Annotated in this window: 15 protein-coding genes and 1 tRNA gene; 11 read left to right on the top strand and 5 right to left on the bottom strand. The window is 37.4% G+C overall.

Going from position 1 to position 16171, the window contains the following annotated elements:
* The first annotated feature begins 193 nt into the window (after positions 1 to 193).
* Complete coding sequence (gene clpB, locus QUE18_RS10310) at positions 194 to 2779, top strand: ATP-dependent chaperone ClpB (protein ID WP_009204320.1); 2586 nt, start codon at positions 194 to 196, stop codon at positions 2777 to 2779.
* A 242-nt stretch (positions 2780 to 3021) separates the two neighbouring features.
* Here the strand turns inward: clpB and QUE18_RS10305 are convergent, their stop codons facing one another.
* Positions 3022 to 4725: an AAA family ATPase gene (locus QUE18_RS10305; protein WP_009204319.1), complete on the bottom strand. Its 1704-nt coding sequence runs from the start codon at positions 4723 to 4725 to the stop codon at positions 3022 to 3024.
* A 150-nt stretch (positions 4726 to 4875) separates the two neighbouring features.
* Here QUE18_RS10305 and QUE18_RS10300 point away from each other — a divergent pair, with 150 nt between their 5' ends.
* A complete protein-coding gene (locus QUE18_RS10300) occupies positions 4876 to 5697 on the top strand; it encodes an aldo/keto reductase (RefSeq protein ID WP_009204318.1) in 822 nt (273 codons plus the stop codon).
* Between the two features lie 85 nt (positions 5698 to 5782).
* On the opposite strand, the gene QUE18_RS10295 is transcribed toward QUE18_RS10300, so the two are convergent.
* Positions 5783 to 5995, bottom strand: coding sequence for a FeoA family protein (locus QUE18_RS10295; protein ID WP_008392680.1), 213 nt, complete (start codon positions 5993 to 5995; stop codon positions 5783 to 5785).
* A gap of 127 nt (positions 5996 to 6122) precedes the next feature.
* Positions 6123 to 7679 carry a ClC family H(+)/Cl(-) exchange transporter gene (locus tag QUE18_RS10290; RefSeq protein ID WP_009204317.1) on the bottom strand — a complete coding sequence of 519 codons (1557 nt, stop codon included), beginning with the start codon at positions 7677 to 7679 and terminating at the stop codon, positions 6123 to 6125.
* 105 nt (positions 7680 to 7784) lie between these two features.
* Between QUE18_RS10290 and ung the strand changes: the two genes are divergently transcribed.
* From ung to QUE18_RS10275, 3 genes are read left to right on the top strand one after another with little or no spacing between them, the layout of a single operon-like run.
* Positions 7785 to 8459 (top strand): uracil-DNA glycosylase, encoded by a 675-nt coding sequence (gene ung, locus QUE18_RS10285; protein WP_008392682.1) that lies wholly within the window; start codon positions 7785 to 7787, stop codon positions 8457 to 8459.
* Between the two features lie 18 nt (positions 8460 to 8477).
* On the top strand, positions 8478 to 9260 hold the full coding sequence (locus QUE18_RS10280; protein ID WP_009204316.1) for a Cof-type HAD-IIB family hydrolase: 783 nt from the start codon (positions 8478 to 8480) through the stop codon (positions 9258 to 9260).
* Between the two features lie 20 nt (positions 9261 to 9280).
* Positions 9281 to 10405 (top strand): D-alanyl-D-alanine carboxypeptidase family protein, encoded by a 1125-nt coding sequence (locus QUE18_RS10275; protein ID WP_009204315.1) that lies wholly within the window; start codon positions 9281 to 9283, stop codon positions 10403 to 10405.
* Between the two features lie 13 nt (positions 10406 to 10418).
* On the opposite strand, the gene QUE18_RS10270 is transcribed toward QUE18_RS10275, so the two are convergent.
* The gene (locus QUE18_RS10270; RefSeq protein WP_008392685.1) at positions 10419 to 11336 is read right to left on the bottom strand and encodes a diacylglycerol/lipid kinase family protein; all 918 of its coding nucleotides are present in this window, start codon (positions 11334 to 11336) and stop codon (positions 10419 to 10421) included.
* 62 nt (positions 11337 to 11398) lie between these two features.
* Positions 11399 to 11472: transfer RNA gene (locus tag QUE18_RS10265), tRNA-Arg, on the bottom strand.
* Between the two features lie 195 nt (positions 11473 to 11667).
* Here QUE18_RS10265 and QUE18_RS10260 point away from each other — a divergent pair.
* The 6 genes from QUE18_RS10260 (at position 11668) to QUE18_RS10235 (ending at position 16166) form a co-directional block, all read left to right on the top strand.
* Positions 11668 to 12219 carry a DJ-1 family glyoxalase III gene (locus QUE18_RS10260; RefSeq protein ID WP_015530847.1) on the top strand — a complete coding sequence of 184 codons (552 nt, stop codon included), beginning with the start codon at positions 11668 to 11670 and terminating at the stop codon, positions 12217 to 12219.
* Positions 12220 to 12225: 6 nt separating this feature from the next.
* On the top strand, positions 12226 to 13047 hold the full coding sequence (locus QUE18_RS10255) for a DUF1189 domain-containing protein (protein ID WP_009204314.1): 822 nt from the start codon (positions 12226 to 12228) through the stop codon (positions 13045 to 13047).
* Between the two features lie 727 nt (positions 13048 to 13774).
* Positions 13775 to 13924 carry a hypothetical protein gene (locus tag QUE18_RS10250; protein WP_009204312.1) on the top strand — a complete coding sequence of 50 codons (150 nt, stop codon included), beginning with the start codon at positions 13775 to 13777 and terminating at the stop codon, positions 13922 to 13924.
* A gap of 113 nt (positions 13925 to 14037) precedes the next feature.
* Positions 14038 to 14355: a rhodanese-like domain-containing protein gene (locus tag QUE18_RS10245; RefSeq protein ID WP_009204311.1), complete on the top strand. Its 318-nt coding sequence runs from the start codon at positions 14038 to 14040 to the stop codon at positions 14353 to 14355.
* Positions 14356 to 14436: 81 nt separating this feature from the next.
* Positions 14437 to 15582: a THUMP domain-containing class I SAM-dependent RNA methyltransferase gene (locus tag QUE18_RS10240; protein ID WP_009204310.1), complete on the top strand. Its 1146-nt coding sequence runs from the start codon at positions 14437 to 14439 to the stop codon at positions 15580 to 15582.
* On the top strand, positions 15582 to 16166 hold the full coding sequence (locus tag QUE18_RS10235) for an XTP/dITP diphosphatase (protein WP_009204309.1): 585 nt from the start codon (positions 15582 to 15584) through the stop codon (positions 16164 to 16166). The genes QUE18_RS10240 and QUE18_RS10235 overlap by 1 nt, the downstream gene beginning before the upstream one ends.
* Positions 16167 to 16171: the final 5 nt, after the last annotated feature.

Below are 16171 nucleotides of genomic sequence, written 5' to 3'. Positions count from 1 at the left end.
AGGCAGATTTTCTAAGGTATCATATAGAAGATCTGCTTTCATTTTTGTTTGAAAATAAAATAAACGAAAAAATTAAAAATATTAGCACTCACCTCTTGACAGTGCTAATAATGAGTGTTATATTACGAATAGAACAAAAGATAAATGGATATCTTAATATAGATAAATACCCATTCGTAAAGGAGGAAAGAGTATGAACATCAACAAATTTACACAGAAGTCCATTGAGGCAGTCAATCAGTGTGAGAAGATCGCCTACGATCATGGACATCAAGAGATAGATCAGGAACACTTCTTATATAGTTTGCTTACAATCGATGACAGTTTGATCGCAAGCCTGCTTGAGAAGATGGGAATTAACAAAGAAACATTTTTAAGCCAGGTACAGGAGTTATTGAATAAGAAACCGAAAGTATCCGGTGGTCAGGTATATATGAGTAATGACTTGAATCAGGTACTTCTTCATGGAGAAGACGAGATGAAAGCCATGAAAGATGAATATGTATCTGTAGAACACCTATTCCTTGCAATGATCAAGCATCCAAATAAAGCAGTCAAAGAATTATTCCGTGCTTACGGAATTACAAGAGATCGTTTCTTACAGGTGTTATCACAGATCCGTGGTGGACAGAAAGTCACAAGTGACAATCCAGAAGAGACATACGACAGTCTTGAAAAATACGGATATGACCTTGTAAAGAGAGCCAGAGAACAGAAACTAGATCCAGTCATCGGACGTGACAGCGAGATCCGTAACGTTGTTCGTATCTTATCAAGAAAGACAAAGAATAACCCAGTATTGATCGGTGAACCGGGTGTAGGTAAGACAGCCGTTGTTGAAGGATTAGCACAGCGAATCGTTCGTGGTGACGTGCCAGATCAGTTAAAAGATAAGACAATTTTTTCACTGGATATGGGATCACTGGTAGCAGGTGCCAAATACCGTGGTGAATTTGAAGAGCGTTTAAAAGCGGTTCTGGAAGAAGTTAAGAAAAGTGATGGACAGATTATCTTATTTATTGACGAACTTCATACGATCGTCGGTGCAGGTAAGACAGACGGAGCCATGGATGCGGGAAATATGTTAAAACCAATGCTTGCCAGAGGTGAATTACACTGCATCGGTGCAACAACCTTAGATGAATATCGCCAGTATATCGAGAAAGACCAGGCATTGGAACGTCGTTTCCAGCCAGTTATGGTCGATCAGCCAACCGTAGAAGATACAATTTCTATCTTAAGGGGTATCAAAGACAGATATGAAGTATATCACGGTGTTAAGATCACAGATAGTTCCCTGGTAGCAGCAGCAACTTTATCAAACCGTTATATCACAGATCGTTTCTTGCCAGATAAAGCCATCGACTTAGTCGATGAAGCATGTGCCATGATCAAGACAGAGATGAATTCCCTACCAGCAGAACTGGATGAAGTTCAGAGAAAGATCATGCAGATGGAGATTGAGGAAGCCGCACTTAAGAAGGAAGATGACAGATTAAGCAAAGAACGTCTGGAAGAATTACAGAAAGAACTTGCCGAGATGCGAGAAGACTTCAAAGCAAGAAAGGCAAGATGGGAGAATGAGAAAGCTTCCGTTGAGAAAGTCTCCAAATTAAGAGAAGAGATCGAATCTGTAAACAGTGAGATCCAGATTGCCCAGAGAAATTATGATTTAAATAAAGCAGCCGAATTACAGTATGGTCGCCTGCCAGAATTGAAGAAACAGTTAGAAGAGGAAGAAGAACGCGTAGCGAAAGAAGACCGTTCTATGGTCAGAGAATCCGTCACAGAAGATGAGATCGCCAAGATCATTTCCCGTTGGACAGGAATTCCAGTAGCGAAACTTACTGAAAGTGAGAGAAATAAGACCTTACATCTTGATAAGATCCTTCATGAAAGAGTTGTTGGACAGGATGAAGCAGTGGAACTTGTTACAGAATCCATCATCCGTTCCAAAGCCGGAATCAAGGACCCAAGCAAACCAATCGGTTCTTTCTTATTCCTTGGACCAACAGGTGTAGGTAAGACAGAACTTGCTAAAGCACTGGCAGAAAGCTTATTTGATAACGAGCAGAATATCGTGCGAATCGATATGAGTGAATATATGGAGAAACACTCCGTGGCAAGACTGATCGGAGCGCCTCCGGGATATGTTGGATATGAAGAAGGCGGACAGTTGACTGAAGCAGTCAGAAGAAAACCTTACTCTGTAGTCTTATTTGATGAGATCGAGAAAGCCCATCCAGATGTATTTAATATCTTATTACAGGTATTAGACGATGGACGAATCACAGATTCCAAAGGTAAGACGGTAGACTTTAAGAACACGATTTTGATCATGACATCCAATATCGGATCTTCCTACCTGTTAGAAGGAATCGATGAAGATGGCAATATCAAACCAGAAGCACAGGATATGGTTATGAATGACCTTAAGAATCATTTCAGACCAGAATTCTTAAACCGTCTGGATGAAACGATCATGTTCAAGCCATTAACAAAAGCAAATATCACAAATATCATCGACTTACTTGTGAAAAATCTGAACCGCAGATTAGCAGACAAAGAATTAAGCGTTGAATTAACATCAGCAGCCAAGAATTATGTTGCCGACCATGGTTATGAACCAATGTATGGAGCAAGACCATTGAAGAGATATCTGCAGAAGAGTGTTGAGACACTGGCTGCAAGATTGATCTTGAGCGATGGGGTTGATGCAGAAGATACGATTTTGATCGATGTAGAGAATGATCAGTTGATTGCGAAAGTGAAATTTTAATTTGTAGTTGGTCAACTGTAGTCTTTCAGTATATGATAAAAAATAAATAAGCAACCGAAAACGCAGCGGTGGAATTTTGTTCAAAATATGGCAAAATTCCAATGCATCGCTTTCGGTTGCTTATTTATTTTTTTATCATATACCTGAAGTCTATAGAGTGGACAATTACAAGATTGAAAAATTCAAGTGGTGTGTATGGAAGACAGCATTTATCCCACCGATCAAAGCTTTCTTTTTATTCTCTACAGCCGTTCCACAACCACTTTACATTTTTTCTTGCAAAAAGCAATTCCGTATGCAAGAATATCATTTCGTCCTTCATTTCTTAACCGTTCATCATACCTGCGTTCCCTAATCTGCCGCATTGCATTTTCGCAAGCTTTAGAAAGTCCCTGAAATGTTTGGGCATATTTTAGTTCTATTATGATTCCTGCATCTGGATCCTCTGTCTCGATCAGAATGTCTACCAGTCCATCTCCAGATTCTATGTTTGATTGAATCAGCCATTCAGATTCACATCGTAATAATCCTAAAACAATTCCATGATAAAAAATTTCTTTTTCTTCTTTTCTGGATTTCGTATCAAAGATGCTGATCGTATTTACAAGAATCTTCGTTAAGTCTTTTTCAACTGTATCGGCATCGCCTTCTTTGATTGCTTTTAAAAGCTGGTTTATTGGTTCTCTGTTATGCAAAACGCTGTCCTTAAACCATTCTTGAATCTGTAAAATATAAACTTCTCGGATTTCTTTATTCGGAATCACCAGACGATATACTCCTCGTTCTGATTTTCCTTGCTGTGTTAAATATCCTGTTGTAAGTAAAATACTCCAAAGATTATCAATACTGTTATCAATCTCATCATAAGTCAATTCCATTCGAATTGATTTTTCTATCATATCACCCGCAATCAATCGTTCAATTTCATTTCTGGTTGTCTTATCAGCTTTATCAATAAATCTTTTTACAAGATCATTTCCACTTGTGTTGATCCAGTAGGATTGAGGCTCTGCATTCGGATCTTCCAGAAGGCAGTCTACATGATTGACAACATCCCATGGACAGTATACATCGGTATCTCCAAAATGATAACCATCATACCATTCTTTCGTTTCTTCTATATGATCTTTCAAATGATAATCAGCTAATAGCCTTTGAACTTCTTCATCAGTAAATCCAAATTGCTCATCAAAGCGTGAATCTGTAATAGATACGACTTTAAAATTATTAAGTCCTGTAAAAATACTTTCTTTTGAAACACGAAGACAGCCTGTTAATACTGCAAATTGCAAAGAATCATTTGTCTTAAGTGCCTCTCCAAACATTCCTCGGATCAATGTTGTCATTTCTTTGTAATATCCGTTCTGAAATGCCTTATCTAAAGGTACATCATACTCATCAATTAAAAGGATGGTTTTCTTCCCATAATGCTTATATAGCAATTCTGATAATATCTTTAGGGATGAGATCAATACTTCTTCATTCATCGAATACATTCCATCACTCAAAGAAATCATTGCATGATATATTTTTTTATCATCTTCTGTCAGTCGATCACTATCTGATAAAAAATGAAAACGATTAGCTTCCCTTCCAACTAGCTGCATCAATCGATATTTTGCATTTTCGAACGTAAGACCTTCGACTCCTTTTAAAGAAAGAAATATGACTGGAAATTTTCCCATGTATTCTTCTTTTAGCTGCGGATTATCTGAAATATAAAGTCCATCAAATAATGTTTGATCGGTCCCAATCTCAAAGAAATACTTCAGCATACTCATATTCAATGTTTTTCCGAAACGGCGTGGTCTTGTAAATAGATTCACTTCTCCCCATCGTTCAAGAAGTTGTTCGATCAGCTTTGTTTTATCTACATAATAGAAATTTTCTTTTCGAATTTTTTCAAAATTATCAATTCCTATGGGCAGTTTCAGCTTCCTATCCATTTCTGTACACGCTCCTTTCCATTGCCTGTTATGTTGATTTTATCATTTGCATTTATAAATAGCAAGAAATCGATTATAATAGGAACTATCAAGGGACGATGGTTCCAGTTGTAGTATAAAGACAAAGATAACAGATACAAGGAGGAAGACATGAATGTAAGTTCAACGTTTAAATTAAACAATGGAAATGAAATACCAGTGATGGCACTCGGAAGCTGGGACAGCCGCGGGGACGAAGCATATCAGGCATGTCTTGATGCATTATCATCAGGCTATCGTCATATAGACACAGCAGCCTATTACGAGAATGAAGCGCTGGTTGGAGCAGCTGTCAGAGATTGCGAGATTCCAAGAGAGGAAATCTTTGTGACAAGTAAGATGTGGTACGAAGATATGGTAGAAGGAAAACAAGAAGCTGCATTTGAAAAGACATTAAAAGAGCTTGGACTTGAACATGTGGATATGTATTTATTACACTGGCCGATAAATGATGTCAAAGGTTCCTGGAAAGTTCTTGAGAAATATTATGAACAAGGACTGATCAAGAATATAGGAGTCAGCAATTTTCGTCCAAAACATTTAAAACAATTAGAAGTAACAGCTAACATTGCACCAGCGGTTGATCAGATTGAAATCTGCCCATTCCTTGTGCAGGAAGAGACCGTAAATTATTGCCAGGAACATGATATTGTTGTAGAAGCATGGGGACCTCTAGGCAAAGGAAAACAGCTTTCAGAACCAGAAATCGTAGCTATTGCTAAAAAATACAATAAAACACCTGCACAGATCATCTTACGCTGGCATTTGCAGAGAGGGATCGTAAGCCTTCCAAAATCTGTCCACAAAGAACGAATCATACAGAATGCGGATATCTTTGATTTTGAATTATCAAAGGAAGACATGCAGATCATGATGTCGATGGACTTGAGAGAATCAACAGGCAGGGGATATCCTGAACAATACGAGTATTGATTTATGATGCAAATATAAACAAAATAAGAACGAGAAAATCAAGTTATATGGAGATTTTCTCGTTCTTATTTATTTTTATAATTATCTAAACCTGAATTCTTCCAGCAATTTCATTCCCAACAGCATACCGTTTTGATCCAACGCCGATGATCATATAATCGCTGCTTTTACAAACAACTTGCAGTTTACTTCCCTGTTCAATCTTTAGTTCGCGGAGCTTTTCAACAGTTTCAGGTAAGCCTAATGCCCACTTGACAGTGCAAGTCGCTCCCTGCATGACTTTTGTTAATGGTTGCATGATAATCCCTCCTTCGAACTTATATGATGTATTTCTTTCTTATATTTTATTAGTCAAAAGTAAGGTTAGTCAATCGCAACATATAAAAACTGAAAACTTTCTCAATAAAAGTAAATTGAATATAAAATTATTCAGGAATGATCTCACCGCAGATTAGCTGAATGCTTTCCGTGACCATTCCAAGATAATTATCGTCGATCAAGGCAATGATCGTATCGCCAGCATGAATTTCAGTGCTTCCTCGAGCAATGATCTCTTCATCGCCACGATTTAAAGTAACGATCAAGCAATGTTCTGGCCATGGAATATCTTTTACAAGCTGTTTGGCTGCAATGGAACCAGTGCCAACGGCAAATCCACGAAGAACCTTATGATCAGCATCTTCGCTTTCTTTAAAGCCATTTTTAGCAAGAATTCGTCCTAGCAGACTTTCGTAAATTGGTTCACTCTTTAACAGATGTGCAACAAGATAGCTGATGATACAAACAACTGCCAGTGAAAGGAAGTGTTCAAATGTACCAGTCATCTCAGCGATCAGCAGGATACCTGTGATCGGTGCACGTACGATCGCTGTAAAGAATCCAGCCATGGAGATCGTAATAAAGTTCACTAAGTAATAAGAAGGAATTCCACTTGCCTGAATCACCAGTGTTCCATAGATCGCCCCAAGGTATGCACCGAGAATCAACAGTGGAAAGAAGATTCCACCAGGAGCCCCGGAACCAAAACAGAAGGCGGAGAAGAAAAACTTAGCAACTAATAATAATAACATCGTAGAGACAAGTAAAGTATGTCCTGTGATCAGAGAGATCATAGCATGTCCACCTGCTAAGATAGAAGGCAGCGTGTAACAAACGATCCCAGATACTACAAAAGGAAATACGATACGGTATTTTGCTGGGATTTTTTTCATTGCTCCAAATAAATCCTGTCCTTTCAACATGATAAAGTTATAAAAAGCACCACAAAGCCCAAGCAGGATTCCAAGAAGTATTAACATCCAATAATGTACAAGAGGAAGAGCAGCCTTTAAATGAAAATCAAAAACTGGAGATAATCCAAAGACATTTTTTGAAATAAAATCGGAAGTTACACATCCAGAGATGATGCAGACTAACATAGAGCTGTTAAAGTTCTTCTGTAATTCTTCCAGTGAAAACATCACACCTGCAAGCGGTGCATTAAAGGCAGCGGCAAGACCGGCACCTGCACCACAAGTCATCATATAGCGTTCTTTGGTTTGAGATTTTTTTGTAATCTTAGCAATACCCTTTGCAACCATGGCACCAAGCTGTACGGAAGGGCCTTCGCGTCCCAGAGATAAACCTCCAAGAATACATAAAGTTCCACCAATGATCTTAGAACAAAGAACACGGTGCCAGTTCTGATTTAAATAACCTTTCATCTCTCCTTGAACCTGTGGGATACCACTTCCAGAAGCCATGCCTTCCCAAGACATGAGCCATCCAACGATCAGTCCCATAACGATCAAAACGATAAACCAGACAGCTATCCAGAAAGGCCTTGTTTTAGTAAATGCAATGATCGTAAATAATAGTTTTTCAGCGTTATTTAAAAGCAGGCGGTAAATGACAGAAATGCATCCGGCAAAGATTCCGACAAACAGTCCGTCAAATACAAGTGAGACAGAAAATCCGTGGGGATTTTCCAGTAAGCTTTTCATTTGCTTCAAAATAATACCCTCCTTTTCTTTTCATATTCATATCGAATTTTATTTTACTACAAATTATGATATAATGGGAAAAGATTTTAAAAAGGAGGTCGAAAAATGCCGCCAATTACGAATGACTGGGCAGATTATTTAAAAGAAGAATACAAAAAGCCATATTATAGGAAATTATACCAAAAAGTTATGGATGAATATCACACCAAGCTGATTTTTCCACCAGCTGACGATATCTTTAATGCATTTCATTTTACTCCAGTAAAGGATGTAAAAGTTGTGATCTTAGGGCAGGATCCATATCATGGAGATGGACAGGCACATGGATTGTCATTTTCTGTGAAACCTGGAGTGGAAGCGCCCCCATCATTGGTTAATATTTATAAAGAATTGAACGAAGATCTTGGATGCTATATTCCGAATAATGGATATCTAAAGAAATGGGCAGACCAGGGTGTTATGATGTTAAACACAGTATTGACTGTACAGGCACATCGTGCGAATTCTCACAGAGGTATTGGATGGGAGGAGTTTACTGATGCGGCGATCAGAGTGTTGAATCAACAGGACCGTCCGATCGTATTTATGCTTTGGGGACGTCCAGCACAGAGTAAGAAAGCATTACTTGATAATCCGAATCATTTGATATTAGAAGCACCGCACCCGAGCCCGTTATCAGCGTATAGAGGATTTTTTGGATGCCATCATTTTAGTCAGGCAAATGAATTTTTGAAAGAACATGGACTAGCGCCAATTGATTGGCAGATAGAGAATATTTAATGGAGAACAAGGAAAACAATGAGTAAGATAATATTTTTTGACATCGATGGAACATTATATGATTCTAGAATCGGAATTCCAGAATCAACAGTTAATGCATTGAATCAGTTGATCGCAAATGAGCACAAGATCGTTATGTGCACGGGAAGAAGCAAGGGAATGATTCCAGAAGAATATTTCCATATGGGATTTGATGGAGTGATCTTAGGGGCAGGAACTTATGTAGAGTATGAAGGCAAGATCCTGCATCAGGAACTGATGACACCAGAAGAAGTACAGACAGTGATCGACTGGGGAAAGAAACAGAAGATTGGAATCATCTTAGAAGGAGAAAAATATGGATATTATGATCCGGAGAACACAGATGATTATTATATTGCGATGAAGAATAAAACAGAAGCAGACTGTAAAACAATATTATATCCATTAAATGAAGCAGTGGATGTTCCAAAATGGACATACCATCATATGGAGCTTTCAAAGAAACCAGAGATCGAAGAGATCCTTGGACACAAATACAAAGGAACATATCATGAGCCTGTAAATTCAGTAGAATTTGTACCATTAGGTGTTAATAAGGCGAAGGGAATAGAAGTGATCCTTGATCATACAGGAATTTCAAGAGAAGATTCTTATGCATTTGGTGACAGTGCCAATGATATCGATATGATCAAATATGTAAAATATGGTGTTGCAATGGGTAATTCTGTACCAGAATTATTAGAAATCGCACCATATCAGACAGCAAGAGTTGATGAAGATGGAATTGAAAAAGGCTTGAAGAAATTTGGTCTGATCTAACATACAAAGGAGAGAAAATCATGAAAAAGATCATCAAGAAAATTACTGTAATGGCGGTCATGTCATTGTTTGCAGCGACACAACTTCAGACACCACAGGTGAATGTTCAGGCAGCAGATGGTGTTGCAACAGCAGAAAAAACAACGGCAAAACAGCCAAAGATCTATGGAAGATCAGGAATCGTCATTGATGCGAAATCAGGAAAGATTTTGTATGCAAAGAAGGTAGATGACCGTCATTATCCAGCAAGTATCACAAAGATCCTAACAACATTGGTTGCGATTGAGAATAACAAAGATTTATATGATGAAGTTACATTTTCAAGTTATGCAGTTAACAGCATTGAGCCAGGAAGTACACATATCGGAATTAAGGCAGGAGAGAAGATTCCATTGATCGATGTACTGAATGCGATCATGTTAGAATCTGCGAATGAGGCATGTAACGGAGCAGCAGAACATACAGCAGGAACTACAAAGAAATTCGTAGAACTGATGAATAAAAAAGTAAAAGAACTTGGATGTACAGGTTCTCATTTTGTAACAACCAACGGATTGCATGATGATGATCATTATGTAACAGCAAGAGATATGGCAAAGATTTCAAAAGCAGCACTTGAAAATGAAACATTCCGTTATGTTGCATGCAAACCTAATTATTATATTGCACCAACGAACAAAGATAAACATGGAAAAGAGCTTTGGAATCATCATAAGATGGTGAAACGAACAATGTTTAACTATGATGGTGTTGAAGGTGGTAAAACAGGATATACAACAAAAGCAGGAGGGACTCTTGTAACATTTGCCAAGAGAGGAGATCAAGAACTGATCGTAGTAGATCTTTGTGCACATGGATATGAGTTATATGAAGATACGATCAAGATGTTAAATTATGGATTTAACAATTATAAGACAATCGCACCATTTAAGACAATGAATACAGTACTGAAAGATGATACATATGGTTTCTTAAAAACAGGAAATGAATTATCTCCATATAAGATTCCATTAAAACATTTAAATGACGTGACAGTGATGTTAGAAAAAAACCAATCTGCTTCCAAACTTACATATAAATGTAAAGATAATAAATATATCATAAGTTATGATGGAAAACAGATTGGTTCTGTGAAACTTCATTAATTATTAGTACAGATTAATTAGTTGTACGTAAAATGATCAGATTAAGGGCTTCTGGTACGATAGAGATATCGACTGGGAGTCCTTCTTCTAATATTTCACCATCATAATCGATGGCGATCCCGGCAGTTTGTTCTGTTGGAAGAACAGATAATTCCTTCGTCTGGAAATATTCGATAGAAGGATGCTTTGGATGTTCTCCCTGGAATAATTTAAAGATTAGATCTGGTGCTTCTGTAAGAAGTGCCATTTTCTTGATGATCATAACATCTAAATATCCGTCAGAAACAGATGCAAGAGGGGCCGCGTCTGCAAAACCTCCGACACTCTTTGAGTTTGCGACCAAGAACAACATGATATCTTCAGTTCCAGAATACTCCTTACTGTTAAATGTTAAAGTCATATTTTGTGAAAGCTGTTTTGGAAATTCTTTTACACCTTCCAGATAATAGGCCATCTTACCAAGAACGGCTTTCTTATCTTTTGGAACTTTGTAAGCGATATCTGTTAACATACCTGCAGCCAGAACATTGATGAAGTATTCGTTATTGACACGTCCAACATCAACCTTCTTTGTCTGGAAGTCTTTGATCATCTGACAGAAACCATCCGCAGTCTGAGGAAGTTTCATATATGTAGCAAAATCATTGACTGTTCCAGCGGAAATGATTGCCATAGGAATATTACTTTCACTTAAAATCAGACCGTTCGTAACTTCATTTAATGTACCGTCACCACCAACAGATACAATAAAATCATAATCTCCTGGTTTTAATTCGGCAGCACGATTTTTCGCATCATCCTTGCCTTTTGTGTAAAAAACATCAACATGGGAACAAATTTGATCAAGGATCAATGTTGCCATGATCTCTCGTAACATAGAATCAATATTTTGTTTACCGGATGATGGGTTGATAATAAATAAACCTTTCATTGAGATTCCTCCTTATAAACATAAAGTGCCGGAAACGAGGCATAAGTCTCCGGCACATGAAGTGTTCCCGAGGTGATTCGAACACCCGGCCTACCGCTTAGGAGGCGGTCGCTCTATCCAGCTGAGCTACGGAAACATACATATAATTTATCGAAATCTATTTTACCGATTCTTAACGAAAATGTCAATTGAAAATAGAAAAGAAATACCAGTAAGGCTAAGACGGGTTGACTTTTTACCATTTTTTCTTTAAAGTTATTGTAATAATAAAGAAGAGGAAGAAAAGAAGAACGATGTTATAATATAGAAAGAATAAAGGAGAAGAATTATGATGGGAAAAGTTTTTGTATTTTTAGCAGATGGATTTGAAGAAATCGAAGGTTTAACTGTAGTTGATATGCTGCGACGTGCGGAGATTCCAACAGTTACAGTCTCTATCGGAAGTTCCAGAAATATCATTGGTGCACATCGTATTGAAGTAGAAGCAGATATCATGTTTCATGAAGTATTAGAAGCGGAGGGAGCAATGTATGTACTTCCAGGAGGAATGCCAGGAACGCTTCATCTAAAAGATCATGAAGGACTTGGAAAATTACTTCAGAAGGCGTATAAGAACGAGAAGTATCTTGCAGCCATCTGTGCAGCACCAACAGTATTTGAAAAATACGGATTTCTAGAAGGAAGAAAGGCAACTTCATATCCAGCGATGGAAGAAGAATTAAAATCCGCAGATTACCAGACAGATAAAGTTGTAGTAGATGGAAAAATCATTACAAGTCGTGGAATGGGAACAGCGATTGATTTTGCAGCCAAATTAGTAGAAATCATCAAAGGAACAAAAGAGAAGGACGAATTACTGAAAAGTATTGTATACGGAGAATAATCATTTATGGACAAATCAGAGAAAATCAGCTGGTTTGAGCAGTTTAAGATCGCCTGCTTAAAACCAAGCCAGTACAAAAGACTTCTTAATCTTGCAAAAGGGAAAGTTATTTTATTTCTTGCAGCGATCACATTGATCACAACGATTCTCGGATATGGAATGGATGTTGCAGGATTTACAGTCAGTGTTGGTGGATGGAAGAATTTTATTTTAAACAGACTGCCTGCATTTGAATTAAAAGATGGAACATTATCTGTTGATCAGGAGATGGATTTTGAGATCGGCGGTGTACATTTTGTGGCAGATACATCCAAGGATAAAGTATCAACTGAAGATTTAAGCAATAAGTATCAGATGGAACTGGTATTTGCTAAGAATGAGATGGTGGTAAAGAATACAGCTGTTGGAAACATGATGAATACTTTTTCATTTAAGAATATGAAGAATGTTGAATTCAATAATCAGGCAATGCTATCTATGGTGCCGATGATCCGTATTTTTATCGTGATCATGTTCTTTACACAATGGATCGCAAATATTATTTCTTATTTAACAGTCTGTATTTTTATTACAATGCTCACATATTTTAATCAGAGAACAAGAATGGACCGTAAGAATCGAGAAGATGTATCCTTTGGAAAGATCTTTAAGCTGTCTATTTATGCCAGAGTTATATTTGAGCTGGTGGAAACGATTGGTGTTACTGCCGGTTCTGCGATATTTACAGGAATGGCGTGGATGTTTATTTCTTATTTTGGAAGTTATCAACTTTTACTCGCAGGATTTATGCGTCCGGAAGACCGTCAGAAACCAGACGAAATGCTGTAAAACAATCGGAATTGATCTAAAAATGTATACAAAGAGAAAGGCCTCGGACATTTGTCCGAGGCTTCTCTAATGTCATATGTAGTTTGGGTATTGTGCTGGGTCTTACTTTTAAGTTTCAAAACTAGTCATTATGATTCGTCTCATTCTAGTCTCGTTCTAGTCGCCATTGTCAGTCTCATTCTAGTCGTCATTGTTAGTCTCATTCTAGTCAACATAGCAAGTCTGTGTTCAAGTCAATGATGTGTCCGTTACTCTTGTCTGCAAGATGCCAAAAACTTGTCAAAAACTAGTACGCGGTTATGTATAAAGTCTTAAGAAAGAATTTCGTATATCGATGGAGAAGACCCAAGGAATTACCATTGATATACAAAAAAAGGCGCTCCAATCCTATGATCGGAACGCCTTTGTTCTTGAACAATCTTAATTATACACATACTATAGAAAATGTCAATAAAATCATTTGTACATTTTCAAAAACATTAAAGATAAATAGTAAAAAGAGCAGATAGAGAAATCTGCTCTTTTTGAGGGGAGTATAAATAAATTAATAAGGGGTTATAATCGAAAATAAACATATCCTCGATAAGTTCATGATATATGATTGGTTGAAAAAAATCAAGTGATTTTTTTAAAAAAAGTAAAATAAAAGTAAAATAATTTTTTTTGTGTATATATGAAAGAGATTTCGCACAAAATAATGCTGTACTAAAAAGAAAGGAGAATGAACATGGCAAAGAATTGTTCGAATTCAAGTAACAAAAATCAGTCTTCCAATACAAGCAATAGCGGAGGATCTAACAGATCAAAGAACCAGAATAAAAACAAAAGTCAGAATAGTTCAACAAACAGCAACAAAAATGCAAATGATGAGTACTAATTAGAAGAGAGGAATCCTTGTGAAATCGGCATAAGGATTCCTCTTTTCTATAGAAAATACTTGTTAGTTCCAAGAGTCTGTGATGTGCATATGCTAACAAAAAGAGGACTTTTATGGAATTTGAAAATATATCATTAAAAGAAGGGATCAAGCTTTCAAAAGATAAAAAGCATTATATTTTGATGGATGTCAGAGAGGAAGAACGGTACAAAGAAGGGCATTTAGAAAATGCGATCAGCTGTCCCTATGGAATCTTAAAAGAGTGTTATGAACAGATGGATGGGAAAAAGATCATTGTGTATTGTGATTTCGGCGGACAGAGTATGATGGCAGCCAGACACTTGAGGAAAGATGGATTTGAAGTTTATAATATCATCGGTGGTGTCTATTATTATATGAAAGAAAAAGAACAAAATAAGTCAGAGGCTTAGCATGTTACAAAAGTTGACAGTTGACGAAAAATAAGGAAAACGGTAGAATAGGAACAGAATAAAAATACAAAGGAGAATTGAGTGAAGACAGTTGAACTGATTGCACCATGCCATTTTGGGCTGGAAGCAGTATTAAAAAGAGAGATCCTGGACTTAGGATATGAAATTGTTAAAGTAGAAGACGGGCGAATAACATTTCGTACAGATTTAGATGGGATTGCCCGTGCGAATATATTTTTAAGAACAGCAGAAAGAATCTTATTAAAAATAGGTTCTTTTAAAGCATATACATTTGATGATCTGTTTGAAGGAACAAAGAAACTTCCATGGGAAGATTATATTCCAGAGAATGGACGTTTCTGGGTAAAGAAGGCATCAACAGCGAAGAGTAAATTGTTTAGCGCACCGGATATCCAGTCAATTGTCAAGAAGGCTATGGTTGATCGTATGAAGTCTAAATACAAAGTATCATGGTTTAATGAAGATGGAGATGATTATCCGGTCCGCGTATTTATTTTAAAGGATCAGGTGACGATTAGTTTAGATACAACAGGTATACCGCTTCATAAGAGAGGATACCGTAAGTTGGTCAGTGAAGCACCGATCCGTGAGACACTGGCAGCAGCTCTTCTTATGCTCACACCATGGCATAAGGATCGAATCTTAGTCGATCCATTCTGCGGAAGTGGAACATTTTTGATCGAAGCGGCAATGATGGGGATGAATATGGCACCAGGAATGAACCGTTCTTTTGAATCTGAACATTGGAGCAATTTCCTGCCAAAGAAAGCATGGTATGATACCATTGATGAGGCAAATGATCTGGTCAATCATGATATAGAGATGGATCTTCAGGGATATGACAAAGATCCAAGAATGTTAAAGATCGCAAGACAGAATGCTCAGGATGCAGAAGTTGATCACTTGATTCATTTTCAGCAAAGAGAGGTCAAAGATTTACGACATCCAAAGCCATATGGATTTATCATTGCTAACCCTCCATATGGAGAACGACTGGAAGATCAGGAGACTCTCCCACAGCTATATACAGAGATGAAAGAAGCATTTGACCGCTTGGATACATGGTCTAAGTATGTCATCACTTCTTATGAGGATACAGAAAAATATCTTGGAAAACCAACAAAGAAACGTAAAGTTTACAATGGAATGATCCGAGGAGAGTTTTACCAGTACCTTGGACCGAAACCGCCAAGAAGGAGAAAATAATGAAACAGAGATTAATCTTTGCCACGGGCAACGAACATAAGATGAAAGAGATCAGAGAGATCCTTGATGAATCCAAATACGAGATCATTTCTATGAAAGAAGCAGGAGTAGACATTGACATCGTAGAAGATGGAAAAACATTTGAAGAAAATGCGTTGATCAAAGCAAAAGCGGTGATGGAAATCACAGGACAGTTAACACTTGCAGATGATTCAGGATTAGAAATTGATGCACTAAATGGAGAACCTGGAATCTATTCTTCCAGATATCTTGGAGAAGATACTTCTTATGTGAAGAAAAACAGTGTGATCCTTGAAAGATTAAAAGATGTACCAGAAGAGAAGAGAAGTGCAAGATTCGTTTGTGCGGTCGCAGCTGCATTTCCAGATGGACAAACGAAGGTGATTCGTGGTACTATGGAAGGGATTATAGGATATGAGATCAAAGGAGAGAATGGATTTGGATATGATCCGATCTTCTATTTACCACAATATGGGAAGTATAGTGCCGAACTGAGCAGTGATGAGAAGAATGCGATCAGTCACAGAGGCGAAGCACTGAGACGTATACGAGAAGTTTTGTAAATAAA

The organism is Anaerostipes hadrus ATCC 29173 = JCM 17467 (assembly GCF_030296915.1).
GTDB lineage: Bacteria > Bacillota > Clostridia > Lachnospirales > Lachnospiraceae > Anaerostipes > Anaerostipes hadrus.
This window is presented reverse-complemented; position numbering and strand designations above follow the sequence as displayed.

Bases quoted from the DNA above. Each gene is read 5' to 3' on its own strand.
- QUE18_RS10245 (WP_009204311.1), top strand. From the start codon at position 14,038: ATGGAATTTGAAAATATATCATTAAAAGAAGGGATCAAGCTTTCAAAA.
- QUE18_RS10290 (WP_009204317.1), bottom strand. From the start codon at position 7,679: ATGAAAAGCTTACTGGAAAATCCCCACGGATTTTCTGTCTCACTTGTA.
- clpB (WP_009204320.1), top strand. From the start codon at position 194: ATGAACATCAACAAATTTACACAGAAGTCCATTGAGGCAGTCAATCAG.
- QUE18_RS10250 (WP_009204312.1), top strand. From the start codon at position 13,775: ATGGCAAAGAATTGTTCGAATTCAAGTAACAAAAATCAGTCTTCCAAT.
- QUE18_RS10275 (WP_009204315.1), top strand. From the start codon at position 9,281: ATGAAAAAGATCATCAAGAAAATTACTGTAATGGCGGTCATGTCATTG.
- QUE18_RS10280 (WP_009204316.1), top strand. From the start codon at position 8,478: ATGAGTAAGATAATATTTTTTGACATCGATGGAACATTATATGATTCT.
- QUE18_RS10255 (WP_009204314.1), top strand. From the start codon at position 12,226: ATGGACAAATCAGAGAAAATCAGCTGGTTTGAGCAGTTTAAGATCGCC.
- QUE18_RS10260 (WP_015530847.1), top strand. From the start codon at position 11,668: ATGGGAAAAGTTTTTGTATTTTTAGCAGATGGATTTGAAGAAATCGAA.
- QUE18_RS10305 (WP_009204319.1), bottom strand. From the start codon at position 4,725: ATGGATAGGAAGCTGAAACTGCCCATAGGAATTGATAATTTTGAAAAA.
- QUE18_RS10300 (WP_009204318.1), top strand. From the start codon at position 4,876: ATGAATGTAAGTTCAACGTTTAAATTAAACAATGGAAATGAAATACCA.
- QUE18_RS10270 (WP_008392685.1), bottom strand. From the start codon at position 11,336: ATGAAAGGTTTATTTATTATCAACCCATCATCCGGTAAACAAAATATT.
- QUE18_RS10235 (WP_009204309.1), top strand. From the start codon at position 15,582: ATGAAACAGAGATTAATCTTTGCCACGGGCAACGAACATAAGATGAAA.
- ung (WP_008392682.1), top strand. From the start codon at position 7,785: ATGCCGCCAATTACGAATGACTGGGCAGATTATTTAAAAGAAGAATAC.
- QUE18_RS10295 (WP_008392680.1), bottom strand. From the start codon at position 5,995: ATGCAACCATTAACAAAAGTCATGCAGGGAGCGACTTGCACTGTCAAG.